At 55.1% G+C, this 23,833-nt stretch carries 23 protein-coding genes and 1 riboswitch; of the genes, 4 read left to right on the top strand and 19 right to left on the bottom strand.

Going from position 1 to position 23,833, the window contains the following annotated elements; translation table 11 throughout:
• Positions 1–231: 231 nt before the first annotated feature.
• The 4 genes from ACE6ED_RS06590 to ACE6ED_RS06575 all read left to right on the top strand — a co-directional run bounded on the left by ACE6ED_RS06590 (position 232) and on the right by ACE6ED_RS06575 (position 4,354).
• Complete coding sequence (locus ACE6ED_RS06590) at positions 232–372, top strand: hypothetical protein (RefSeq protein WP_410826306.1); 141 nt, start codon at positions 232–234, stop codon at positions 370–372.
• Positions 373–614: 242 nt separating this feature from the next.
• Positions 615–2,843 carry a septation ring formation regulator EzrA gene (locus tag ACE6ED_RS06585; RefSeq protein ID WP_410826305.1) on the top strand — a complete coding sequence of 743 codons (2,229 nt, stop codon included), beginning with the start codon at positions 615–617 and terminating at the stop codon, positions 2,841–2,843.
• Between the two features lie 151 nt (positions 2,844–2,994).
• On the top strand, positions 2,995–3,360 hold the full coding sequence (locus ACE6ED_RS06580) for a PadR family transcriptional regulator (RefSeq protein WP_410826304.1): 366 nt from the start codon (positions 2,995–2,997) through the stop codon (positions 3,358–3,360).
• A complete protein-coding gene (locus tag ACE6ED_RS06575; protein WP_410826303.1) occupies positions 3,344–4,354 on the top strand; it encodes an HAAS signaling domain-containing protein in 1,011 nt (336 codons plus the stop codon). Before ACE6ED_RS06580 ends, ACE6ED_RS06575 begins: the two co-directional genes overlap by 17 nt.
• 133 nt (positions 4,355–4,487) lie before the next feature.
• Here the strand turns inward: ACE6ED_RS06575 and ACE6ED_RS06570 are convergent, their stop codons facing one another.
• The 19 genes from ACE6ED_RS06570 to yfcE form a co-directional block, all read right to left on the bottom strand.
• The gene (locus tag ACE6ED_RS06570) at positions 4,488–5,039 is read right to left on the bottom strand and encodes a VUT family protein (RefSeq protein ID WP_410826302.1); all 552 of its coding nucleotides are present in this window, start codon (positions 5,037–5,039) and stop codon (positions 4,488–4,490) included.
• 19 nt (positions 5,040–5,058) lie between these two features.
• A complete protein-coding gene (gene queF, locus ACE6ED_RS06565) occupies positions 5,059–5,559 on the bottom strand; it encodes a preQ(1) synthase (protein ID WP_410826301.1) in 501 nt (166 codons plus the stop codon).
• A gap of 114 nt (positions 5,560–5,673) precedes the next feature.
• Positions 5,674–5,717, bottom strand: a riboswitch (PreQ1 riboswitch).
• A 211-nt stretch (positions 5,718–5,928) separates the two neighbouring features.
• The gene (locus ACE6ED_RS06560) at positions 5,929–6,717 is read right to left on the bottom strand and encodes a formate/nitrite transporter family protein (protein ID WP_410826300.1); all 789 of its coding nucleotides are present in this window, start codon (positions 6,715–6,717) and stop codon (positions 5,929–5,931) included.
• A 120-nt stretch (positions 6,718–6,837) separates the two neighbouring features.
• Positions 6,838–7,929, bottom strand: a complete 1,092-nt coding sequence (locus ACE6ED_RS06555; protein WP_410826299.1) for a toxic anion resistance protein — start codon at positions 7,927–7,929, stop codon at positions 6,838–6,840.
• A gap of 13 nt (positions 7,930–7,942) precedes the next feature.
• Positions 7,943–8,620 carry a hypothetical protein gene (locus tag ACE6ED_RS06550; RefSeq protein ID WP_410826334.1) on the bottom strand — a complete coding sequence of 226 codons (678 nt, stop codon included), beginning with the start codon at positions 8,618–8,620 and terminating at the stop codon, positions 7,943–7,945.
• A 79-nt stretch (positions 8,621–8,699) separates the two neighbouring features.
• Entirely contained in the window at positions 8,700–9,740 is a 1,041-nt protein-coding gene (locus tag ACE6ED_RS06545) for an ATP-grasp domain-containing protein (protein WP_410826298.1), read from the bottom strand.
• On the bottom strand, positions 9,737–10,585 hold the full coding sequence (locus ACE6ED_RS06540; RefSeq protein ID WP_410826297.1) for an HAD family hydrolase: 849 nt from the start codon (positions 10,583–10,585) through the stop codon (positions 9,737–9,739). The genes ACE6ED_RS06545 and ACE6ED_RS06540 overlap by 4 nt, the downstream gene beginning before the upstream one ends.
• Positions 10,582–11,733 carry a cysteine protease StiP family protein gene (locus ACE6ED_RS06535; protein WP_410826296.1) on the bottom strand — a complete coding sequence of 384 codons (1,152 nt, stop codon included), beginning with the start codon at positions 11,731–11,733 and terminating at the stop codon, positions 10,582–10,584. Before ACE6ED_RS06535 ends, ACE6ED_RS06540 begins: the two co-directional genes overlap by 4 nt.
• Positions 11,730–13,199, bottom strand: a complete 1,470-nt coding sequence (locus tag ACE6ED_RS06530; protein ID WP_410826295.1) for a phosphoribosyltransferase family protein — start codon at positions 13,197–13,199, stop codon at positions 11,730–11,732. Before ACE6ED_RS06530 ends, ACE6ED_RS06535 begins: the two co-directional genes overlap by 4 nt.
• Positions 13,144–14,352: an HpcH/HpaI aldolase/citrate lyase family protein gene (locus ACE6ED_RS06525; RefSeq protein WP_410826294.1), complete on the bottom strand. Its 1,209-nt coding sequence runs from the start codon at positions 14,350–14,352 to the stop codon at positions 13,144–13,146. Before ACE6ED_RS06525 ends, ACE6ED_RS06530 begins: the two co-directional genes overlap by 56 nt.
• Positions 14,353–14,641: 289 nt before the next feature.
• Positions 14,642–15,388: a TerC family protein gene (locus ACE6ED_RS06520; protein ID WP_410826293.1), complete on the bottom strand. Its 747-nt coding sequence runs from the start codon at positions 15,386–15,388 to the stop codon at positions 14,642–14,644.
• 31 nt (positions 15,389–15,419) lie between these two features.
• Entirely contained in the window at positions 15,420–17,222 is a 1,803-nt protein-coding gene (locus ACE6ED_RS06515; protein WP_410826292.1) for a TerD family protein, read from the bottom strand.
• A gap of 105 nt (positions 17,223–17,327) precedes the next feature.
• The gene (locus ACE6ED_RS06510; RefSeq protein ID WP_410826291.1) at positions 17,328–17,903 is read right to left on the bottom strand and encodes a TerD family protein; all 576 of its coding nucleotides are present in this window, start codon (positions 17,901–17,903) and stop codon (positions 17,328–17,330) included.
• A gap of 45 nt (positions 17,904–17,948) precedes the next feature.
• Positions 17,949–18,545 (bottom strand): TerD family protein, encoded by a 597-nt coding sequence (locus tag ACE6ED_RS06505; RefSeq protein WP_410826290.1) that lies wholly within the window; start codon positions 18,543–18,545, stop codon positions 17,949–17,951.
• A 441-nt stretch (positions 18,546–18,986) separates the two neighbouring features.
• Positions 18,987–19,637, bottom strand: coding sequence for an amino acid ABC transporter permease (locus ACE6ED_RS06500; RefSeq protein WP_410826289.1), 651 nt, complete (start codon positions 19,635–19,637; stop codon positions 18,987–18,989).
• A gap of 88 nt (positions 19,638–19,725) precedes the next feature.
• Positions 19,726–20,562 carry a basic amino acid ABC transporter substrate-binding protein gene (locus tag ACE6ED_RS06495; protein WP_410826333.1) on the bottom strand — a complete coding sequence of 279 codons (837 nt, stop codon included), beginning with the start codon at positions 20,560–20,562 and terminating at the stop codon, positions 19,726–19,728.
• 254 nt (positions 20,563–20,816) lie between these two features.
• Positions 20,817–21,692 carry an N-carbamoylputrescine amidase gene (aguB, locus tag ACE6ED_RS06490; RefSeq protein WP_410826288.1) on the bottom strand — a complete coding sequence of 292 codons (876 nt, stop codon included), beginning with the start codon at positions 21,690–21,692 and terminating at the stop codon, positions 20,817–20,819.
• A 42-nt stretch (positions 21,693–21,734) separates the two neighbouring features.
• Positions 21,735–22,772 (bottom strand): agmatine deiminase family protein, encoded by a 1,038-nt coding sequence (locus tag ACE6ED_RS06485; protein ID WP_410826287.1) that lies wholly within the window; start codon positions 22,770–22,772, stop codon positions 21,735–21,737.
• 422 nt (positions 22,773–23,194) lie between these two features.
• The gene (yfcE, locus tag ACE6ED_RS06480; RefSeq protein WP_410826286.1) at positions 23,195–23,743 is read right to left on the bottom strand and encodes a phosphodiesterase; all 549 of its coding nucleotides are present in this window, start codon (positions 23,741–23,743) and stop codon (positions 23,195–23,197) included.
• Positions 23,744–23,833 lie beyond the last annotated feature (90 nt).

The raw sequence follows: 23,833 nt of genomic DNA, 5'->3' as shown, positions 1-23,833 counted from the left end.
TGGGAGACTTCCTGCTTAGTATAAGTCTATAAGCTCATAAATTGTGTAATTGTACCTCCTTGTTTAAGAGTGTTCAAAAATTATCGGGTTCTTTAGAAAAATGATGGACTTCCGCTTGATTTTTAACTAAAAATTGTGGATAATGATTGTAGTACTTGATAATGATTATCATTATTGCAAAGCATCCGCTTCCTTAAATAGACATTCCCAAAGGCAAAGGAGACGCATCGTATGAACGTAGCGAATACCCGTACTTCCCTGAAACTGGACGATTACCTGGATCTGCTGAATCTTGCAGTGAAGGTCGGCGATCTGAAGTGGCAGAAGGAGATCAAATCCAAGCTCCAGCACCTGCTTTGTGTGCAGGCTTAAGCGCACAGCCGCTGCAAACCGGCCCCTATACACATAGTACAAAAGGCACTGTCTGTCCTCTCCCATCCGGAGCAGAACAGCCTATGCTTACCGATAGAACCGCCTCCGGAGCGTCGCTGCTCCGGGGGCGGTTTGTGTATTGGGGAAGATGCGGGTCTTAGCGGCGGGCGGCGTTTATAATATACTATAAGTTAGTCATACTATTGGAAATTACAGCCACCACGGAAATGGAGCGATTTGTCTTGAAAAAATACGTATTGCCGCTTGTCCTGATCGTGCTGTGGATCACGGGAGGCATTTTGCCCGCTGCGGCTTCCGGTTCGACCGTTTCATCCATTCAGGTCAGGGATGAAGCCGGATTGCTGTCCTCCGCTGACATCCAGGCCATCGAACAAACCTCCGCCCAAGAGAAGTACCCCCTTCACGTTCTTACCGTGAGTTCCCTGAACGGAGCCAACCCCGGTGATTACGCAGGAAAGGTGTATAAACAGTGGGGGCTAAGCGGCCGCGATACGCTGCTGCTGATTGCCGAGCAGGAAACCCATGCCGAGCTGTATATGATGAGCGGCGATTTGCGGTCGGAAATCGACGCCTGGTCCGCCCGCAGGGGCGGCGGATCCGGAGCCCAAGCCATCAGCCGGCTGTTAGACGTTTATTTTATTCCGCATGCTAAGGAAGGCAATTTCGGGCAAGGCGTGCTGTCACTTAGGGACGGAATACAAACGATCAGCAGCGGAAACGCTGCTGCCGAAGACAAGCCTGCCGCCCGTTCCCTTTTGCCTTTGGCGGGGATTGCCGCCGCTGCGGCAGTTGTCATTCTGCTGGGCTGGATGCTGTGGAAAGGCTCACGTTTGCGCAAGGAAGCCGAGGCGGGGCGGGAAGCTTTATCCGATCTGCCTGTCCGCGCGAACCGGGCGCTGGATTCGCTGCAGTCTTTTCAGGGGATTGCGCAGGGAACGACGGGCGAGATGGTGGAGAGCATTTCCCGCAATTTGTCCGACAGCCTGATCCGCTTATCTGAACTTCAAACGGAACACAGCGGCAAGCTGCCTTCCGTCTTTCAGCTGTCGGCGCTGAAGGCGGAAATCGCCCAGCTGGCAGAGCTTAGACAGACTTACGAAACCATGCTGGAGAACGAGGAACGCAAAATTGCGGAAATCACGGAAGCGGACCGGCATGTAAAGCAGCAGATCGGGGAGCTAAAGGAAGATACGCCCGAGCTGCATGAACAGCTCAAGCAGGCGGTACAGGAAAGCGGTTTTGAGCTGAAGGAGCTGGCGGATGATTTAAAGGAATTGGAGACGGCCACCGCCAAAGCGGATGAGCTGGAGCTGTTTGATCCAATCGCCGCAAAAGAGGTAACGGAGAAAGCCCGCAGCCGGCGGGATCAAATCGCCGCGGACATCGAAGCTGTCGACAGCTATCAAGACAAAGTTTCGGGCTTTCCCAATACGCTGGCGGCAGTCCGGGGAAGGCTTGACCGCCTGGTTGCCGAGCATTCCCTCCGGAATATGAAGGTTCAGCCCTACGCCAACCTTGACCAGGCGGAAGCAGAGATGGCACGTCTTGAGCAGGAGCTGCAGTCAGGCGATCTGGACGAGGTCCGTACGATTGGCGCCGCTGTGGATTCCCTGCTCCAGGAGGCGGTGGAGATGACGGAACGGCAGGCTGAATACCGGGCGGCCAACCGACGGGATATTGACGCCGTCCGCAGCGGCTGGGGTCGGCTCCAGCAGGACGGCGAGCGGCTCGAACGCGCAATCGGCGCGGCATCGGGCCGGTATGCAGAACGGCATCTGTCCGCTCCAAGGGATACGCTGGCGTCCTGGACACAACGTCTGCGGGATGCCTCCAGCGAACTGCCCGCTATAGAGCTGCTGACAAGCGACGAACGCGGCGAATATGAGCAGGCCCGCGGCAAGCTTGACCAGCTGCTGTCGCTTCAGGAAGAGGCCGGCCGCCGGTTTGCGGAAGAACTCCAGTCCGTGCAATCACTGGATGGCCGGGTGGAGCGGGTCCATTCGCTGCTCCGCGAGCAGGAGGGACGGGCAGCCGATGCCGAGCGGCTGCTTGCTGCCAGAGGAATGCCGGCCCCTCTGCGGAGGCAGGCTGCGTCGCTGCCCGAACTGCAGGAGCTGAGCCGGCTTCTCTCTTCAGCGCCCTATGATGTGGACCAATTGGAAACGCTGGCCCGGGGATATAGCGAACGGATTTCCTCCATTGTGGAAGAGGCACATCTTCTCATCCGCCGCAAGGAAGAGGAAGAAGAACGCATCCGCATGGCGATGGTTCTGGAAGCGCAGCGCCGCGAAGCGGAGCGGCAGCGGCGGTCCGGCCCTCCTTTTGGAGGAGGCGGGATGGGCGGCGGCCGGTCGGGCGGCTCTTCTTGGGGCGGGTCCGGCCGGTCCTCCGGCGGTTCTTCCTGGGGCGGAGGCAAGTCGGGGGGCAATTCCGGAGGATCCAAGTGGTGACCTCCCCTGCTTACATTGATCTTGAAGGTTCCCCTTCTGCGCTGACAGGCGTGAAAGGGGAACTTTTTTTGCGAAAGGGAACTTTATTCATTATTGTGTCATTTACAATAGTGTGTATCGTACACTATAATGTGATCAGGAGTTGAGGCGTATGAATGAGGCAAAAGAACAGATCGACAAGCTGATACAAGAGCTCCGGCGCGGAACCATTACCATTGGAGTGCTCAGTCAGCTATCAGAGCCGCAATACGGCTATTCGCTGGTGAAGGTGCTTGAAGACAACGGCGTGCCTGTCGAGCCGGGAACGCTCTATCCGCTCCTAAGACGGCTGGAGAAGCAGGGACTGCTGGAGAGCCAGTGGGACACCAACGAAACCCGGCCCCGCAAGTACTATTTGTTAAGTCCAAACGGCAGGCAGGTATTCGAAGAGTTAATCAAGGAATGGGACAGCATGGTTAATAGTCTGGATCGATTAATCAAACACCCGGGAGGGGACAGAAATGGCGGATTGGATTGAGAGGTACATTCATGCGGTAACCCAGCGGCTGCCGCAGTCGCAGCGCGGCGATATCGCCGAAGAGCTGCACGGACTGATCGATGATATGCTCGAAGAACGAACAGACGGCCAGGAGCCGGACAATACGGATATCCAGGAGGTGCTGCTGGAGCTTGGACCGCCGGCAAAGCTTGCGGAGCGCTATCGCGGTACGCCGCGTTGGCTGATCGGCCCCGCCTTATACGATCATTGGCTGAGCGTACTGAAAATTGTTACGATCTCGATTGTCTTCTCCCTAAGCGCTACCTTTGCTGTTCAAACGACGCTGAATCCGCTCGAGATTTTGGACCACTTTGTAGATTACATTGTCGGACTTATCACCGTACCGGTCCAGGGAGCCGGGTGGGTCACTCTGACATTCGCCTTGATCGAACGTTATGGCGGGCGTCATGCAGAGAAGGCCTCGGCCGCATGGAAGCCGTCGGACCTCCCTCCCATTCCGGCTAAGGCAAGACGGATCCGCCGGACCGATCCGCTAGTCAGTATTTTTTTCCTTGTCCTGCTCGGAGTAGCGATAACAAGTCAATTTTTTGGCGTATATATGTTCAAAGACGGACAGTTTGTAGCGGTGGTTAACTTCCTCAATCCCGGTCAGACTGGCGCATACCTGCCCCTGATATTCGTTTTGCTTGGACTTTTCATCCTGAAGGAGCTTCTGAAACTGACCGCAGGGGTCTGGAGCATGAAACTGGCCGTTTCCGTTGCGGCAATCAATGTGCTGGCTCTTGTCATCATCGGTGTCATAATATTGGGCCAGACGTTCTGGAATCCGTACTTTATGGAGGGTTTGGTTCAGGGAGGAATGGTGGAGCCGGGGACGGAGGCTTATGTAACAGTCAGTAAAGTGTGGGCAGCGGTAACGCGCAATTTTGTCATTTTGCTTATCCTTCTCCTGATTTGGGATTCGGTGGACGGCTTCCTCAGGCTGCGCAGAGGCAGGATAACTGAGAAATAAACTGGAAGCACCCCTATAGTTTTCATCGGTTCAGCACTAGAGTGTTTGTCCTATGTCCACTATAAGGGGTGCACTTCAGCGTACCGCAGGTCCAATCCGGCGAACGTGAACTGTCCTTAAAAGCTTAGTGCTATCAAGTTTCCAGCTTATTGCCGAATGCGTTCATCCGCAGCAGAATGTGGATTCCGAGCGCGCCAAGCAGTTGAATGATGGTTTTGACCAAAACCTGACCCAAAATAGCGTACCCAACCGCTCCCCAGGGAAGGAAGCCCGCCCCCAGGGGCGACAGGCCGACAACTACGAACAAGGCACTGTCGAGCGCCCCGCCAACAACACCGCTGTACATTACCCGGAAGGCCATCGGCATTTTTAGCCTCGAATAAATTTCGGTATCAGTCGTTTCTGACACAAGGAAGGAAACGGCTGAAGCGAAAACAATCCAGAGCGTATCCCCAAGCAGGTAGGAGATGACGGCAGACAGCGCCATGGCAGCGCCGATAGTCATATAGGTTCTTCGCCGGCCTACCGCATTTTGCACCAGGTCTCTCAGAATAAAGGTGGCCCCGATCAAAAAGGAACCTGCCGGAACAAGCAGGACTCCAAAGCTTAAAGGCGCGATCGATGCGGTAGCCACGTTAGCTCCGGCAATGACCAGAATATAAAGGGCAACAATCCATTTTTTCATCGTTTATCCCTCCCGGCCATTAGCGGTTATCCACTTTTTCGGGATATAAATCATGATTCATCAAACGGTAATCCGCCATGGATTCGTATTTGGTACCGGGACGTCCCCAGTTACAGTACGGATCAATGGAGATGCCGCCTCTTGGGGTGAACTTCCCCCAAACCTCGATATACCGGGGCTCCATCAGGGCAATCAGGTCGTTCATGATAATGTTCATGCAATCCTCGTGAAAGTCACCGTGGTTCCGGAAGCTGAACAAATAAAGCTTAAGCGACTTGCTCTCTACCATTTTTTGATCGGGAATATAGGAAATATAGAGAGTGGCGAAATCCGGCTGTCCGGTTATAGGGCATAGGCTTGTGAACTCCGGGCAGTTGAATTTTACAAAATAATCGCGGCCGGGATGTTTGTTGTCGAACACCTCCAGCAGCTTTGGATCATAGTCGAACACATATTGTGTTCCCTGGCTCCCGAGATGAGTGACACTCTGGAGTTCATCGTTTTGTCTACCTGACGGCATAAAAAAATCTCCTCTCTTTTTCAGGCTGAGCCAACAACGAAAAAGAAGTGAGATTCAAGAACCCTATAGCAATCTAAAAAAACAACGAGAAACAAAGACGCTCTGGCGCCTTGCTTGTTCTTAGTTTTTTATAGAGGGAGTTCGCGAACCTCTCCTAGGCAGCAGCGTGCCTAGATTTGTTGTTTGGTTTCATATAGTAGAATACCACGAAAGAAACTGTGGCGCATCGGGAAAAAATGACAGACGGTACACTGGCTTCATTCTTGTTAAACTCGGCTATAATTAAAAAAGCCCCGTCCGGCGGGGCTGTAGCTGGTGTTGCGTGGTTCTCACGTTCCGGTTGCTCCAAGAACTGGACGATTCCATCTCTCAGTGTGAATCCTGGTCGAGAAACGGCTTATTCACATAATAATACATGACGCCCATCAGCACGCCGCCGCCGATCAGGTTTCCAATCGTCACCGGAACCAGATTGTGCACTACGCCGCCCCAAGAAATCGTACCCGGATGGTCCAGCACAAGGGCGATGGCGAACGTACACATGTTAGCGATACTGTGCTCGTAGCCGGAAATGAAGAAGCAGAAGACGAACAGCATCATGGCGAACATTTTGGCCCCGTCATGCTTCATCGACATGGGAACGAAAAAGGCCAGGCAGACCAGCCAGTTACACAAAATCGCCCTAAAAAACAGCTGCAGCGCCGGTGCCTCCATCTTGTGGGCTACTACATTCAGCAAGAAGCTGTTTACGTTGGAGTCGTTATACAAACCGGTCAAAAAAATCAGCAGGGCAAACGCGGTTGCGCCAAGAATGTTGCCGCTGTAGCTGACCAGCCACATCCGGATCACTTCAGGCCAGCGCATTTTGCGGCGCAGGGCGGCGTAGCTGTAATAGAACGTATCTCCTGTAAACAGGTCGCCTCCGCCGTAAGAAATCAGAATAATCGCAGCGCCAAAGGTAATGGCCGCCATCGGGTAGGTTAACGGGGAATGCTCCATATAAAAATAATTCCCTGTTTTAAAAGCGACAATTACGCCGAACCCGATGAACATACTGGCGAGCATGGAACGCGCGATATAGCGCATGATGCTCTGGCGGTAAATTTTTTGTTTTTTCAAAGCCAGTTTCTCTACCTGCAGCAGGGCTTCGTTCTCCATAAGTCCTCCGGTTCTTGATAATGTTAGAGCGGTGGGGCGGCTTGCGCCCGGCTTATTATACCCAATAACCCGCTGGAAATTGCTTGAACCAGAAGCTGCGGCAGTGTCAGGGCGCGGGAATCAGCTCAAGAAGCTGCTTACCCCTTGATCCAGCGCCTTTGGTGCGGAACCCGAGCCTTCGGACAGCCCCAGACGGTTGTTCAGCTGAGTATTGATTGCGGTCATTTTAGAGGTATAATCCTGGCAGCTCTCGATAATGCGCCGGTTGGACTGCTCCGACAGATCCAGCGCAGCCATCAGGTCGCCGATTGCCTGGTTGACAGCTTCCATCGACATAGACGGTTTGGCCAAGAGGTCGGTTGTCTTCTCCGTTGTTGTGCGCAGCAGACGGGCGTTCTCTTTGAACTGGTCTTCAATGGTTTTGTTGGTTGCTTCAACCGCCGAGATGACTTTCTCTTGGTCAGCCAGCGACAAAGCGATCATAGCGGAGACTGTAATTAAATTGGAGGTTTTGTCGATCGCATTGTTGACCGAGTCGATCAGCTTGTCGTTGTTATCGTTAATGATATCCGTTGCAGCGATAGCCTGGTTATACAGCATGATCATTTCCGTCATCGACTGAATCCGGGTCACTACTTTGCGCAGGCCGCGTTCAAGGTAAATTTTGCGGTGTTCGTTCTCCGGTTTGGCAATTTCCGTCTCAAACAGCTCTTGCAGCCGGTTCCCAAACGCGATTTTGGTCTGGAGGTTGTAAATCTCCTCCATCGAAGTCCGCTTCAGCTGGCGCATATTCACGATGCTTTCCTCCAGCGTGTCTTTGCCGTCGCGCAGGCCGTTAATAATCGCGTCGATATTCGTACGCACGGACTGGTATTTATAGACGTAGTTTTTCAGCGGGCTTTTGCGGAGCATCTTGCCAAAAAAACTCACATTTTTGCTCTGCTGCAGCTCCTCGCATTCATTGCGGAGCTTCATAATCATATTCGACACCTCGGCCCGGTTGCCGGACATTAGATCGTTGACGGGCCGGTCAAGCAGCTTCAGGGTCTGTCCGGCTTTTTCCTGGGTTTTTACCCCAAGCTTCCCGATCTCGTCCATCAGCGGGTCAAGTCCCATCGTATCGGTGTTGGCCACCTTCTCGATCAGGCTTGAGGCCTCCTGAACTACCTTCTGCTCATCTTCCTGCTTCAGTTGAACCAGTTGTGTGGACATGTGTCCGCCCTCCTTATAGTTCGGAGCTGTTGTAACGCTGGTGAATCAGCTCCGCTTTATTTTGAAGTTCCAGCAAATCCTTGTGCTCAATCGTGGAAGCAATATCCGTTATTTTGGTGTCGATATCACGCAGACCGTTCAACAGCATCCGGCGGTTCTGGCTTTTTGCCTCTCCGCTAAGCCGCAGGAACGGGTTGATCAGCCCATTCAAATCCTTCATAATCAGACGCCGGACCGTATGGTTGATGTCTCCGTTATTCAGCTCCTCCAAAAGCGGAAGTACCCGCTGCAGCCGGGCGAACAGCGCCAGCGACTTTTCTACAATCTCATGGTCAAGTGTGTTCTTTTGCCCTTCGGAGATCATCATATCTTCCAGCAGCACCAGATATTCGACAACCGGCGCAAAAGCAGAGCCTGGTGCAATGCCCTGGCGGCCGCGGCTGTCACCCGGCAGAGCCGCAGGAGCTGCGGAACTTCCCTGCGGAGACAGGGCAGGCGTCCCCCCCGTTTCGGGGCCGGCGGGAATCATTTCTCTCGGCAGATTACTCGAACGGGTTTTGCCCATAAGTCCAATCGCTGCGCCAAGCACGGGCAGAAGCAGCGAGACTGCCTCCGGCACCCAGCCGCTCGTCAGTAAGGCGACGGCGTAACCGGCGGCAGCTAACAGAAGCGCTTTCCACTTAGTATTGATGGGTCTCACCTCTTGCTCAAAAGTCTGAAGCAGTGCGGACGTTCTTTAGGTAGGAACGTACCATGTTCCCGGGGCAGTGTCAACGCTCCGGGACCGGCTCGGCCGTCCGCAGCACCACCGGCTGTTCGATATGGCTGGCGAGCACGCCGTACTGCGGCTGCAGCGGCCCGATCTCCCCGCCGAGCGCGCTTTTGACCGCCAGATACGGGAAATTAACGCCTGACAGACAGGACAAATGCAGCCCGCCGGACATACGCGGATTGATCTCCAGCAGCTTGGGGGTCTCCCCGCTGTATTTGACTTGAATGTTGAAGTTGTACGGAATCCGGTAGGCGACCGCCACCTTGCCGGCAATCTCCAGCAGCCGGGCGTTGTTCTCCAGCATGCGCACTCTTCCGCCGATTTTGCGGCGGGGAACGGCGGCCCGGAGTTCACCTGACGCATCAGCCAGACAGTCAATGCTGTACTCCCGCCCCTCCAGCAGCTCCATCACCATCAGATCGGGGAACCGCTCCGCCCGGGACAGCCTGCGGCGGATGTCCTCAAACGGCAGAAGCGGCGTAACATAACCGTATAGGTCAGCCAGCGGATCCGCCGGTTCGCCGACGATCCGAAAACCCAGTCCGCCTTCCGATTCGGCGGGTTTTATGCAGACACGATGGCCTTTGCCCGTCAGCTCGCTGTAAGCCTGCTCAAACTGTTCCACCGTGTTCACGACCCGGTAATCGGGAATATCAACGACCCCTTTAGCCATGGCATTTTCATAAAATTTATCTTTGCGCAGCATATCTTCCAGCAGATCGGCATCCCTGCAGGCCAGGATTTTGGTGCCGATTTGATCAAACAAACCCGCGTGCTGCACGATGTCCAGCATATGCAGCCGGGGGATAAACACATCAATCGCATGCTTGCGGCAGTATTCCGCGCAGTATTCCGCATACGCTTGTCCTTCCAGGACCGGCTCCGTCACCGCTTTGTCCGCCCCCTGGAGCGACATATGCCCGGGATCGGGGTGGCTCGCATGAATCTCGAACACGGCGCCGTCTTCGTTCTCCCGGATCGCATTCATATAATGATATACCGTCGAAAACCAGCGGTTAAAATAAATTTTAGTCATCATGCAGGCCCCGCTTCCACTGTCTTCGCTATTTGAAGATCATGAAGATTGTATTGCTCCCATACATAGGCCAAAATTTCATCCGCGGCAAAAACGCCGCCGGTCCGCGTAAAAGGGTATCCGGCCGCCGTTCCCGTCTCCCCGCATCTGCGGTATAGTTCTCCATGACAGGGAGCAATCGCATAATCGGCACTCTCAAGCAGCGGCCCGTCAAGCAGCGAATCGCCGGAAGCCACCATCAGGTCCTCGCTTTCACGGTCCCGGATGTGCCTGATCGCATCACGTTTGTTGACGGCTGCAGGTACCGCATACAGCTTACGCCCCTGGACCGATACCGACCAGCCTACCTTCAGCAGATTCGCAGTCAGTTCCGCAATTTCCGCCTTGGGGAGCAGATCCCGGTAAACGGTCAACGAATAAAACAGCTCGTCACAGTAATACTCGCCGATGACCCACTCGCTGCGAACGACACTCCGAATGGTTTCCAGCACCTCCCCGGCACCTGCGGATTCCTTGGCCACCTGTCTCCCGATGTGCCGCCTCCACTGCAGATCAACTTCGCCGTTCACCAGAATATTGCCGCCGTTGCTCGTTACGGCATAGTCCGGAATCACTGTATCCCGAAAAAGATGAATTCGCCGGTACTGTTCCACTGTCCGCGTGGTAACCGGCATAAAGACCGCCTGCCCCGCAAACCGGATCAGCAGCTCCAGCGCCTGCTCCGAGATGTAAGAGATCACGCGTCCTTCCTTTGTTTCGGCCGGGCGGATGCCCGGGGAAGTCTCGGGAATGCCGAGCGCCGCTGCCGAATAAATCAGCGTCCGGTCCAAATCGCTGGCAAAAATCATTCGTCGTCCCCCTTAAGCGGCTTGATGATGCCGCAGCATGAATAAGCCATGCCGGGGAACACTTCAACCGGCACGTTTCTTTCTTCGGCCAGCAGCAGCAGATGCCGCACGTTGGGATTGTCCAACCGGTCGACAAGAAGCTTCCACGGGACTCTGCGCAGCAGCACCCGGGTGGCCTCTCCCACGCCGGGTTTAACAAAATGGGGGTTGTCAATCCCAAACTTCTCCTGAATGCTGCGGACATCGTCCAGTCCGCGCCAGGTGACTTCGGGCGGGGAGATTAGCCGGGCTTCCGCTTCCTGGACGGCCTGCTCACTCACTACGGGAAAACAGGCGGACACCGTATCAAGGAACGCATTGGATTCATCATGCTCCAGCCATCCGGAGTAGAACTTGGCTCCATGGAACTCATCGGGACCTATACAATCGCTGCGGAGTACGGTCCGGCTGATCAATCCCGATACCGTAGCATTCAGGCAAGCGCTTGGCACCAGAAAATCCTCCCGCGTCCCATATCCTTCCGCACAATGCCCCGGATCGGCAAGAACGGTTAAACTGTCATCTAGCGGAACACCGTATTTCCCGGAGAAGGTGCTGCAAGCCTCCGTCAAAACCTTTCGGATCGCCCCTTTTCCCGTCCAGCCGTCCACAAACTGCAGCTTCGCTTCTTCTCCATGCCTCTGTCTAATGTACAGGAGTGCGTTTTCATCTATGCCCCTACCGCGGAGAATAGAGATGCTGTAATGAGGCACATCCAGATGATAGCGGTACGAAATATACCGTTTCATCAAAATACCGGCGGGCGTTCCGCCCCGGGCCAGCGAAACCAGCACAAGATCCGTTCCGCAGCGCCGGATCAGCCATTCGGCCGCCACGGCTGCGGCGTAAGCCACTTTGTCTGCCGTCCGGCTCAGCGTCTCCCGGTACAGTTCCATATATTCCGGACCCGGCAGCTGTTCCGACGGAAGCATCTCGGAATAATGTACGCCGGATTGGATCGCCCGCTCCCTTTCTTCGGTGGAACGTTCCAGGGAGACGGCGCTTATATCTTTTAGCAGAAAAATGACGTCCGAAGGCGAGTAGCTGCCTATGGAAGGCGGCGGTGCGATCTCCTTGGACCACAACGCTTCAGTCCCCAGGCTGTTCATACGCTAGCGCCCCCTTCCTCGGACGGAAACACCAAATGTGTCTTCCGTCCCGCCAGCCGGCCCAGCCGTTCAGCCATCGGCCGGAGCCGGTCCGCATCGGCCGGCCGCTCGAACACAACAAAGATGTCTTCATATTGGCCTGGCTCCACATTGTAAATATAATTTACGATCGCCGGATCGGCGGGCGACGGATAGGGTTCCGCGCAGCGAACCCCGTAATCCTCCCGCCGGACGGCATGAATCGGACTGCGGGTAGTGGACTGGTAGTACACCTCCGGCCCAAGCTCCGCGGCGATGCGCATTGGCAGGTACATGAACTCGCCAACGCCCAGCACGAGCGCCGGTCCGCCTCCCCTTCGGGCACGCAGCTGACGGGCCAGAAACGCGGCGCATCGGTCCAGCTCCGCATTCTCCGCCGCGTTCAGACCAAAACGGCCGGTGTAACGCAGGTAAGGAGCGTGTTGGACGACGCCAAGCGTGTCCACCGATGGCACGCGTACCCGCTGCATCCCGTCCGCGACCGCCACCGGCTCTACCGGTGTTACCGGATGCCCCTCTGCTGCAGGCCCGGCTTCCGCCGGCTGCGGAGCGCCGGCAGACAGCGGAGCACCAGCAGGCAGCGGAGCACCAGCAGGCAGCGGAGCGCCGGCCGCTTCCATCACGCCTCTAAACAGGCATAGCGGCCGGATGGCGATACCGAGCTCCCGTTCCAGCTCCGCATACTGCACAGCGTCAGGCCCGGTGCGCCAGTCGAGAATCGAAGCGACGTAATAGACGGGACGTGGATACTTGGCGTGCATATCGCGGATGATATTAAGCACCGTCCTGCCGGTCGTAATTTCATCGTCAACCAGCACTACCGGTTCGCCTCCAGCGAACAGATCCGGATTCAGCGCATAACAGCGATGATCCACCGCGTGGGAGTGTTCCTCTTCAAAAGAGATCACGGATCTCAGTTCGGGAATATCCTCTCTTGTTGTATGGATATAGGACGCATTCCCGCCGAAAACGCCGTACATGCTGTGTCCAAGGGCGGTTGCCGTCTCGGCAAAGCCGATAAACAGCAGCGGCTCGGGCGGGACAAGGGCTGCTTCCGTCACACGCGTATAGGCCTGTTCCGCATATTCCGGATCGTCCAGCCCGCGCGCGGCTTCGCGCAGCAGCTCTTCCACCGCCGAACGGTCCGGCAGAGCAGCGCCGTACAGCTCCCGGTACAGCAGAAGGGCGAGTGCAGCGCCGCACAGCAGCGGTGTATGCGGCCGGACCGGGATGTGTTTGCCGAGCACTTTGCTCACAAAAAGAAACGAACGCTTGGGATTCATACGGGCGGCCATGGCGAACCAGCGGTCCATCGGAATCGAGAGAGGATTCGCCAGTTCTTCGACCTTAACCCGAAGGCTGCCGGCGATTTCAAACGTATGTGTAGCCGTGCTCAGGGAGTAGTCCGACAAAATGCTGTTCTTCATGCAACACCCCATATACTTGTGATCGCAGTAAAATGCGGTTAGCCCAATTTAAGTGCGGCTTGATTTCATTCATTTTGTTGTAATATTCACTCTTAAAAACACCGCGGCTGCCGTCGCTTGCGGCGACAATGCCCATCGCATCCATGTATTCTTCATGCATGACCGTATACATCGCCTGGACAGGTTTGATATGCGTAGGATGAATAATTGTTTTGCCGACAATTCCGTTCTCCTTGTCCAGCAGCACTTCGCGGATCAGCCCGTCCATAGCCCGGGAAATGTACTCCATACGCAAGCTGCGCCCAGACTTCCCGAAGGTTTCCTCGAACGGCGTTTCCCGAAGTTGGGGCCGCAGGATCCGGTGACTGCCGCTGTTGAAGTACTCCCAGACCGGTCCCGAAATCACGTAACCCGAATCGGCCCGCCCGAACACATTGATGATGTCCGCGATGCAGTCGCGGATCGGCGCCAAATCGTAAATGCTGATGTCGGGACTGCGCCGTAATCCGAACAAGCTGGAAAAATCGGTTGCGCCAATCCGGACATTCAGCACATAGTCCCGGTACCGGTCAATCAGTTCACGCAGCATCAGCAGCGATTCGATCCGGCTCTCCCGGTAAATGATCGGGGCGCTCTCCAAGATGGGCATGCCGTAGAGGACAGGGGCAGTGCTGCTTTTTGTCCGGTTATAGTCCGCGATCGCTTCCAGGTACATCGCCCCGTTATCCGGTGAAAACTTCGGCAGCGAAAATCCGGTCAGCAGACGAACCGCCGGACCGAGCCGGAGAATCAGCCGCTGCAGCTGCTCCGGGTGCCGGACCCGGATAAAAATCAGCGGAATGTCGTCCTGCGGCAGCATACCGGCATCCGCGAGACGCAGCAGATAAGACAGCTGGCTGACGACCGCTTGTTCGCCAGCGGACACTTCCAGATCTCCAATGGCGTCCTCCAAATCAATAATGGCGGATACCAGCCCTCTATCCCGCAGCTTCAGCAGGCTGTCAGCCAGCTTCGGCCGTGTCGCGGGGATATAGAGGACCGCGCCGACGGCGTACGCGAGCAGTTCTTTGTCGCTGGCATTGGTAAACGGGACCGGGGGCGAGTAAAACAGGGATGAGCGCTGATCCGCGGTCAAATCGCTGAAGTACTTCATGTGATTTCCTCCTAAAAAATGTACAATACCAATGGCCGGCCCGGAACGCCTTGGCCTGCTCCGGCTGCTGCGCCGCAAGTGGAAACGGGGAGCGGAATTTTCCCCCTGTTCGTTCATTCGGGAGAACAGAAGCAGAACAGCGATTTCTTTTTCGGTATATCTTCGGTACATCTTCGGTACATCTTCGCTTCGGTACATGCTTGGTACACCCTCGGTAAATCTTCGGTACATCCTAGGTACACTCTCGGTACATCTTCACTGCAACCTCAAGAGGACCGGCGGATAAGTGTCATGCCTTTTTGTTCATTCGCTCATGCTTGCGCCGGCGTGTAATGCTGAACGCAATCGTACCCGCGAACACTCCGATGATGACCGCAAAGAAAATCGTGTGGTCCATCTCATAGCCAAAAGCGCCAGCCAGCATTTTACCGGCAATAATGGCAATCAGCAGGAAAGCGGCCCGCTCAAGCTCGGGGAACTTGTCAATCAGCTTCAGGAACACCTGCGCGACGCCGCGCATCATCAGAACGCCCAGAATACCGCCCATAAACAGCACCCAAACCTCGTCGCTCACCCCAAAAGCAGCAACTACGCTGTCGATACTAAAGGCGATGTCCATCAGCTCGACCATCAGCACCGTACCCCAAAACGAGGTCTGGCGGGTTTTCGTTTCCTCATGCTCTTCTTTTTTGAACAAACCCTTAAATGCTATATAGAAGAGGTAAGCGGCCCCCAATATTTTGACAGCCGTAAATTTGATAATAAACGTCCCAAGGCCGATGGCCAGAAACCGGAAAATATAGGCGCCCACGATTCCGTAAAACAGCGCCTTTTTTTGCTGCTCTTTCGGCAGATGCTTGACCATGACGGCCAGCACCAGCGCGTTGTCTGCGGATAACAGGCCCTCCAGCAAGACGAGACTGGCAATAATCCCCCAGCTTACCGGGTCGCTAAGCGTCGCAACCACATCGCTCCATGAAAAAAAATGTCCGTAATTTTCGCTTATACTTTGAAAAAAGTCACTAAACCAGCTCATTCCTGCTTGCGCCTCCGGTTATTTCAAATAATCAGCGGTCGGCTACCCAACGCAGCCCCCACTGATAGGCCTGATCCATTTCCCGGTGGCCGGCGTAATACTGCACCAGCCGTTCCACCCGGAACGTCTCGGGACTTGTACTGCTAAGCATGGCGACGGCGCACATGCCTTTCCGGTCGTCATGCGTATCCAGACGGATTGCAGCTTCGGAACCGTCTCCCGCCCGAAGCGTGAGAACAGCGCCCGCACTCGACCACTGCGTCGCTCCTTCGTAAATGTAGGCGAACACAAGCACCCGGCGTACCCGCGCCGCTTGGCCGCCATTGATCCGGAGTTCTTCGCCCCCGTTACGCCCGCTGCGCTCCAGTTGAATATAGGGCGGGGAAGCGTAATTGCCAAAAGCGCTGCCGATCGCCTGCACGACGCTTTTGCTGCCGTCGCGCAGCTCATACAGGCAGCCCAGCTCAATCTCCAGCTTGCGGGATCTGCCGAACAGCCCCCCGCCCGCGTTGCGGTCATAGTCCAGCCCGATGCGGATTTCTCCGCCCGGGCCGTCGCTCACCTGGAGCTCCAGCGCGTCACCGCGTCTGAGCTCCATCCGGGCCGGACGGATGAATCCGCCGTCCGGCTCCCTGCCCGCCGGCGGCGCGGGCGGCGGCACAGGCGGCCCGCCCGCAAAGCGCGACGCCGCTTGGGGCTGGCCCCACGCCGAGCCCTGCGGCGGCGCGGACGGCTGGCCCCACGCCGGGCTCTGCGGCGGCGCGGGCGGTTGGCCCCACGCCGGGCTCTGCGGCGGTGCGGGCGGTTGGCCCCACGCCGGGCTCTGCGGCGGTGCGGGCGGCTGGCCCCACGCCGAGCTCTGCGGCGGCGCGGACGGCTGGCCCCACGCTGGCCCCTGCGGCGTGCCCCCTCTCCTCTCCGGCCGCTCATAGGCCGGATAAGCCTCCGGAATCTTCCACTTCGATTCCGGACGCTGCCGCCCTTCGGGCCGAGGCTCACGCACATCCGGCCGGTACGACTCCGCCGGACGCCATTTCGACTCAGCCTGCCGGGTTGGCTCCGGCGTGTATACCCGCCGGGACGGTGCCCCGTAATCCGCCGAGGCAGTCGACGGCGGTCCCGGGGCTGGTTCCGGCGGCCGTTCCCGCGCGGCGCGGGGCGGCGGTGAAGCCGGAGCAGACTGCGGCGCGGGGAACTCAGGCGCCCCGCCGTAAGAAGCCGGCGCAGGAGGTGCAGGAGGTACGGGAGGTGTGAATGATGCGGGAGGAGTCACCGGCTCGGGATCGCCGCCTACCTCCAGTCCATAATGCCGGCACATCCGTTCCAAGCCCCCGGAAAAACCCGCCCCGACAACGTGAAACTTCCACTCCCCGTTGTATCTATATAACTCTCCTAGAACAATTGCCGTTTCTATAGAGAACTGATTGTCCAGATCGCAGCGGAGAATCTCTCCGTTTGTCGCTCGGTCAAAAATGCGAAAATACACTTTACCCGCCTGCCCGAAGTTATGCCTCCGTTCCTCGCCTTCGTGAATCGTGAGCGTAAACGCGATTTTGTCGGCATGCGGGGGAATACGATGCAGATTAATTTCAAATGCTTTTTGATAATACGATGCCGTTAATTCGATGTACTTGATAAATTCGCTGGACGGATTGTTGTAGAAAATCAGATCTTCGTCACGCGCCGTCTTGCCGCTTGCGCCCAGTACAAATGCAGATGTATCCAGTTCCATGGCCGGCGGGGCGTTCCAGCCGATTTCAACAGTTATCTTCCCAAGCCCCGGGTGGGTTTTCGTCAGGTCGGCTTTTTGCCCTTTGACCGCCTCAATGCCCATACGCTCTCACCCTCGGTCCCCTCTGATAATATGGAAAAAACGGGGTCTTCCGACCCCGCTTGACGGACCCCGCCTGTAGCGGTCATCCGGATAAGATTCTGCGGCCTATTGCAGGCCGTAATCGCGCGTCAGCCCTTCCAGGCCGTCTCTGTAGCCGCTTCCGATTGCGTTGAACTTCCACTCGGAGCCATGGCGGTACAGTTCTCCGACTACAACGCCAGTCTCGATGGAGAAATCTTCGCCAAGGTCGAAACGGATCAGTTCTTCTTGGTTCGCGTCATTGATAATACGGACATACGAACGGGAGACTTGTCCAAAATTCTGGTTCCGGGAAGCCGCGTCATAAATGGTGATCGTAAAAGCGATTTTGTCCACGTCGCCCGGCACATTCTGAAGATCGACCTGGATTTGCTCGTCGTCCCCTTCGCCTTCGCCGGTACGGTTATCGCCCGTATGTACGACCGAGCCGTTTTCATTCTGACGGTTGTTGAAGAAAATAAAGTTCTTTTCGTTCGTCACTTTGCCGTTCGCATTGGCAAGAAACACCGATACGTCGAGGTCAAAGTCTTTCCCGCCGTCATATTTGTTTGTATCCCAGCCCAGACCTACCGTGATTTTGGACAGTCCCGGATTGGTTTTCGTCAAATCGATTTTTTGGCCTTTGGATAAGTTGATTGCCATAATAAAATCCCTCCCAAGTATATTGGATTCCAGATAGAAAGCAGATTACATATACCGTTCAGCCAGCTCGTTGATATGGGAAGCATGGCTGCCTTCACCAATCGCGGCGAACTTCCATTCCCCGCCTTGGCGGTACAGCTCTCCGCAGATCAGCGCCGTAAATCCGTTATAGTTGTCCGACAGGTTGAATTTTACAAGTTCATTATTATTGGATGCGTCCATCACCCGAATATAAGCCGACTGGATCATGCCGAAGTCCTGTTTCCGTCCCACAGCGTCATAAATGTTCACCACAACAAGCACCCGGTGTACGTCGGACGGAACGGCGTTCAGATTTACCGCAATTTGTTCATCGTCCCCAGCCCCGTCTCCGGTGAGATTATCACCCGAATGAAGCACGGAACCGCACTGGCTCTCTTTGTTATGAAAGCAAACCAGGTTGCCTTTCTTGACAAGTTTGCCGCTTTCGTTCAGCAGCAGGGCCGACGCGTCGCAGTCTATGTTTGCCGCCTTCTTGACGCCAAACAGGCCGCGCGATTGTTTGACCGGGTCCCAGCCCAGCCCGACCACCACTTTGGTTAAACCGGCGTTGCCCTTGGTTAAATCGATCTTCTGACCTTTGACGAGATTAATTCCTGCCAAGCTACGCAACCTCCAATTCTAAAAAAGGATATACCACTGATACGGCGCCAAAAGGAAGACGTTTCACCCGAAGTCCGCAATTTGTCCCGCGAAGAACACTGCAGCGCTTGGCGCGCACGGGCACAGTGCCCGAATTTAGACGGATTCTCTTAAATTACGGCCTTCTCTTCTACTATACTTGATAAAAAAACAAGATTCTACTTTGGCCCTTTCCGGCGTATACCCAGGGCATGCTGCGGCGGCTTACCCCGATAGCGGTCATTTGGAAACGCTGTGGAGACTCGCTGCAAAAAGCTCGCGGCCCGCACTGTACAGCTATACACTCAGGCGCTGCCAGGCGCTGCGAAAATTAGCTGCATACGCTCACACTTGAATTCGACGCAGCTGCGTTACAAGGGTGCAAAGATCCGAAATCCCCCCTCCGCGTTACGCTCCGCCGCTTTACTTCATTTTGCGCTCCAAGTAAACAAGAAGTTTGCTGAGTGAATACGTTAGGACAAAATAAATGAGTGCCGCCGTCAAATACGGCTCCCAAATCCGCAAATACTGCCCTTTCATAGTGTTGCTCCAGTACATAATTTCCGGCGCCGCAAGCAGCGCCATGAGCGAGGAATCCTTGATCAGCACGATAAACTCATTGCCAAAGGCGGGAAGCATCCGCTTGATTGCCTGCGGTAAAATCACGGACCGCATCGCCTGTCCGCCCGTCATCCCCAGTGACAGCGCGGCCTCGCGCTGCCCAATGTCAATCGACTGAATGCCTGCGCGAAAAATTTCCGCCGAATACGCCGCCGAATTGAGCGACATCGCCACAATCGCCGATACGATCGGATTTGTTCCGCCCATTACCAGCGGAACCAGGCCGAAGTGCACAATCAGAATTTGTACATAAAACGGCGTGCCGCGAAAAAAGTTAATGTAGCAGTGAAAGGGCCAGCGAAAATACCAGCGGGGAGCCATTTTCCCGAATCCGATCAGCAGTCCGAGCACCGATCCGGCCAAAATGGAGGCAATGGACAGCCCGATGGTCAGCAGCGTCCCTTTCATAAACATAGGCAAATAATCTATGATAATCTCATATTTGATATCCATTGGTCCTCTACCCTTCCCCCATAAGTCCGGTTAACAAAAAAGCATGCGCAACAGTTTCCATTACGCATGCTTCTTTGCGGGACGCGCTCTATTCCGCCTTGAGCAAGCTGTCCATGTCCGGTGCTTCTCCGAACCACTTTTTGTAGATCTCCTCGTACTTCCCGTTCTCCAGCACCGTCCGGATAGCCGGATCAAGCTTCGCTTTCAGCGCGCTCCCCTTCGGGTATAGGATACCGTAGTACTCCGCGCCAAAATTCTCCGTGTCCGTAATGCCAACCACTTTCTGATCCGGATTGTTTTTGATGTATTCGCCGACGATTGCGTTATCCGCGACCACGGCATCGGCCCCGCCTCCCTGCAGCTCCATCAGGGCCACCGCGTTGCTGTCGTAGCGCTTCAGCTTCGGATTATCGAGCCCCATAATTTCGCTCATCAGCGAATCCGCCGTCGTCGCCGTCTGAACAGCCACCGTTTTGTCTTTCAGATCAAGCGCGCTTTTAATCTCGCTTCCTTCCTTGACCATAATCATATTGGTGGATTCAAAATAGGGAATCGAATAATCGTAGGTCTGCTTGCGTTCCTCCGTTATCGATACCGAGGAGAGTCCCGCATGATATTCCGTTCCCTGCTGTACGCTGGTCAGCATGGTATCCCAGCCGGTGTTGACCACTTCATATTCCATTCCGGCCTCCTCCATTACCTCCGCAATAAAATCGATGTCAAAACCTACGATTTTGTCCTTGTCCATGTACTCCATTGGAGCGTAACTCGCATCGCTGGCAAACTTCACTTTCTCGGGCAGCCCTTCCCCGGACGCCGCCGGCGCACTGCTCGAAGCCGCGCCGCCCCCCGTTGCCGCATTCCCGCTCCCAGCCGAGTCCGTACCCGAATTTCCGTTTCCGCATGCCGCCAAAGACAACGCCATTAATGGTAGTAAAACTGACATAAAAATTCTGTTCTTCACCTTTCTCACTTCAAACACCCCCGATTTCAAAAAATACTTACAGCGATTTTAGCAGATTAGGTTGGTCATAACAATTAATATTATTGTTTTATGTAATGTTATTTAACATAAGGTTGGATTATGCAGTACAGCACAACAATTGCATAAAAAAAGAGCGCCTGCAGAGCCGCTCATCAAGCGGCTCCTAGGCACTCTTTTACTTGAAACAGTGTTATTTAGATTGTTACATCGCCATCGTAAGAGGCAATCATCCGGTACAGATCAGGTCTGCGGTCCCGGAAAATCCCCCATTCAATCCGTCCGACCTCCAGCGCGTCCAAATCAAATTCACTAACCAGCACAGCCTGCTCATCCCGGCCGGCTTCCGCAACCTTGTTGCCCTGCGGCCCGGCGATAAACGAAGATCCGTAGAAGTTGATGCTGGATTCTTCGTCTTCCTCCACGCCGATCCGGTTGGAGGCAACAACAGGGATAAGGTTCGCTGCCGCATGACCCAGCATGCACGCCTGCCAGTGATCTTTGGAATCAATCGTATGATCCTGAGGCTCCGAACCGATGGCTGTAGGATAAAACAGCACTTCCGCCCCCATCAGCGTCATGATGCGAGCCGCCTCGGGGTACCATTGATCCCAGCAAATTCCCACACCGATCTTGGCGTAGCGGGTGTTCCACACTTTGAATCCCGTGTCTCCAGGATTGAAGTAGAACTTCTCTTCATAACCCGGACCATCCGGGATATGGCTTTTGCGGTATTTGCCGAGAACCGAGCCGTCGGCGTCGATAACCGCTAGCGAATTGTAACGGGCGTAGTTCTTTTTCTCATAAAAGCTGATCGGCAGAACAACCTGCAGTTCCTTGGCGATCGATTTAAAATGGTTAACCGCCTTATTATGCTCCAGCTCCGTGGCATACGCATAATAATCGGACTTCTCTTTTTGGCAGAAATACGGAGTTTCAAACAGCTCCTGAAGCAAAATAATCTGCGCGCCGGAGGCCGCAGCCTGCCGGACGAGCGTCTCCGCTTTGCTGATGTTCTCGTCGATGTTGCAGGAGCAGCTCATTTGCGTGGCGGCTACTGTTACGTTTCTCAAACGTATCTTCCTCCTTCGATAATTGAATGTAAGCTCTAAAACTTAACGCAGCGCCGTACGTGCCGGCATCTGCTGTGTCGTACAATGCACATTGCCGCCTTCACGGATGACAGCCATGCCGTTAACAGGGCGGATGGTCCGGTCCGGGAACACTTCCTGCAGCACGCGCTGAGCAAGCTGATCCGTCTCGGCAGCCGTACCGCCAAATACCGGCAGAATAATGCCTCCGTTGACAAAATAAAAATTCAAATAGCTCAGCGTCAGCCGTCCGTCCTCATAATCCGTACGCGGCGGCTGCTGAATTGTGATCACCTCAAGCCGGCGTCCCTTGGCGTCAACCGCTTCTTCAAGAATACGCAGGTTCTCTTGCGTAATTTCGTAGTTCTCGTCATTTGGGTCGTCGCATACCTGAAGCAGCACCTTGCCCGGCGCCGCAAAACAAGCGATGTTGTCGACATGGCCGTCCGTCTCGTCGCCGCTGAGACCGCGTTTCAGCCAGATTACTTTCTCCGCTCCGGTGAACTGGTGCAGATAAGCTTCGATGTCTCCGCGGCCAAGTCCCGGATTCCGGTTCGGGTTCAGCAGGCATTCTTCCGTTGTGAGCAGCGTACCTTCACCGTCGGTGTGAATAGAACCGCCCTCCATGATTAGCGGAGCGTCAAATTGGCGGACGCCGAAGTGTTCCAGCACCTGCGGAGCAACCTTGTCATCCAGATCCCAGGGAGAATATTTGCCGCCCCAAGCGTTGAATTTCCAATTCACTCCCGCAAGTTGGCCTTGAGAATTCACCAAAAAGGTAGGACCATTATCCCGCAGCCAGGCATCGCTGTGCGGAATCGGCAGCAGCTCCACCCGCGGCCCGCCGACCAGCTCACGAACCGTCTCCAGTTCTTCAGGATTTACAACCACCGTGACCGGCTCAAACTCGGCGATGGCCTTTACTATATCAATATACCCGCGGCAGACCGATTCATGCTCATCCGGAAAACACATGGACGCCTGAACCGGCCACGAAATCAATGTGCGCTCATGCTCTGCCCATTCGGGCGGCATGCTATAGTTTAAATCTCTAGGATTCATTTATTTGGCTCGCTTTGCTCTAAATTTGAACAGGCCGAAAACAGCCTCCGCCCATCCTAACCCATCATACAATAAACTCGTTTCATACTCAATTGCGGAAGACGGATCACGGGAACAAATCATCCGGTACAATTTGGCATGCCAAAAACCGCCCCAGCCTGAATTGGAGCGGTTTAAATGCAGGATTATGCGATCCACAATTAACGACAATGCAGCAGGCTGGCGTGAAGGCAATGCAGCAGGCACGCATGAAGGCAATGCTTTATTGCCGAAGACAATAATTTAAGCCGCGCAGGCAATATTGCGGATTACGCGAATAGCCTCACGTATTACGCGAAGGCAAGACTGCATGTCATATAAAGGCAATACTACGTGTCACGAGAAGGCAATACTACGTGTCACGAGAAGGCAATACTACGTGGTCATGCGAAGGCAATACTGCGGATTACACCCCCGGCAAAGTCTTTGACGCTGAACACTCCGTTCTCAATCACGCCGTACGAATTCGGATGATTTTCCTTGGGGAGAGCGATTGATCCGGGATTCAGCACATAAATCCCTTCCCTTTCCTCCGCCACTGGAACATGCGTGTGTCCTTGAATAAACACATCACCCGGCGACAGCGGCGGCAGAGAGTCCATACTGAAAAGATGTCCATGCGTCGCATAAATACGTCTGCCTTCATGCACGATTAGCGCATAGTCCCCCATCATCGGGAATTCCAGCAGCATTTGATCCACTTCGGCGTCGCAATTACCGCGCACGGCGGCCCCAATCACCTGCTTCAGCGGATTAAGCGCTTGGGCCACCCCTTGGGGATCATACCCTTCGGGCAGCGGGTTTCGTGGACCGTGATACAAAAAATCTCCCAGCAGCACCAGCTGATCCGGGCGCTCCTCCTCGTATTTTTCCAGCGCCCGGTTCAACCAGGCCAGGGAACCATGAATATCGGATATAAACATCAGTTTCATCGTTTCTCACGCCTTTCTTTGATGGATACCAGCGGCAGCTTGACGGGTAGAACGCACGCATGAACAAGCGTCGTGTCCAGCTTGACGGGT

It is taken from the genome of Paenibacillus nanchangensis, from assembly GCF_046543445.1.
Classification (GTDB): Bacteria; Bacillota; Bacilli; order Paenibacillales; family Paenibacillaceae; genus Paenibacillus_AQ; species Paenibacillus_AQ nanchangensis.
Note: the sequence above shows the minus strand (reverse complement) of the source record. Positions and strands in the feature narration are given on the sequence as shown.

Coding starts and splice junctions, on each gene's coding strand:
- ACE6ED_RS06530 (WP_410826295.1), bottom strand. CDS start 13,199: ATGAAGAACAGCATTTTGTCGGACTACTCCCTGAGCACGGCTACACAT.
- ACE6ED_RS06590 (WP_410826306.1), top strand. CDS start 232: ATGAACGTAGCGAATACCCGTACTTCCCTGAAACTGGACGATTACCTG.
- ACE6ED_RS06545 (WP_410826298.1), bottom strand. CDS start 9,740: ATGATGACTAAAATTTATTTTAACCGCTGGTTTTCGACGGTATATCAT.
- ACE6ED_RS06515 (WP_410826292.1), bottom strand. CDS start 17,222: ATGGGCATTGAGGCGGTCAAAGGGCAAAAAGCCGACCTGACGAAAACC.
- ACE6ED_RS06535 (WP_410826296.1), bottom strand. CDS start 11,733: ATGAACAGCCTGGGGACTGAAGCGTTGTGGTCCAAGGAGATCGCACCG.
- ACE6ED_RS06510 (WP_410826291.1), bottom strand. CDS start 17,903: ATGGCAATCAACTTATCCAAAGGCCAAAAAATCGATTTGACGAAAACC.
- ACE6ED_RS06540 (WP_410826297.1), bottom strand. CDS start 10,585: ATGATTTTTGCCAGCGATTTGGACCGGACGCTGATTTATTCGGCAGCG.
- ACE6ED_RS06560 (WP_410826300.1), bottom strand. CDS start 6,717: ATGGAGAACGAAGCCCTGCTGCAGGTAGAGAAACTGGCTTTGAAAAAA.
- ACE6ED_RS06520 (WP_410826293.1), bottom strand. CDS start 15,388: ATGAGCTGGTTTAGTGACTTTTTTCAAAGTATAAGCGAAAATTACGGA.
- queF (WP_410826301.1), bottom strand. CDS start 5,559: ATGCCGTCAGGTAGACAAAACGATGAACTCCAGAGTGTCACTCATCTC.
- ACE6ED_RS06580 (WP_410826304.1), top strand. CDS start 2,995: ATGAATGAGGCAAAAGAACAGATCGACAAGCTGATACAAGAGCTCCGG.
- yfcE (WP_410826286.1), bottom strand. CDS start 23,743: ATGAAACTGATGTTTATATCCGATATTCATGGTTCCCTGGCCTGGTTG.
- ACE6ED_RS06525 (WP_410826294.1), bottom strand. CDS start 14,352: ATGAAGTACTTCAGCGATTTGACCGCGGATCAGCGCTCATCCCTGTTT.
- ACE6ED_RS06570 (WP_410826302.1), bottom strand. CDS start 5,039: ATGAAAAAATGGATTGTTGCCCTTTATATTCTGGTCATTGCCGGAGCT.
- ACE6ED_RS06495 (WP_410826333.1), bottom strand. CDS start 20,562: ATGGCGTTGTCTTTGGCGGCATGCGGAAACGGAAATTCGGGTACGGAC.
- ACE6ED_RS06485 (WP_410826287.1), bottom strand. CDS start 22,772: ATGAATCCTAGAGATTTAAACTATAGCATGCCGCCCGAATGGGCAGAG.
- ACE6ED_RS06500 (WP_410826289.1), bottom strand. CDS start 19,637: ATGGATATCAAATATGAGATTATCATAGATTATTTGCCTATGTTTATG.
- ACE6ED_RS06575 (WP_410826303.1), top strand. CDS start 3,344: ATGGCGGATTGGATTGAGAGGTACATTCATGCGGTAACCCAGCGGCTG.
- ACE6ED_RS06555 (WP_410826299.1), bottom strand. CDS start 7,929: ATGTCCACACAACTGGTTCAACTGAAGCAGGAAGATGAGCAGAAGGTA.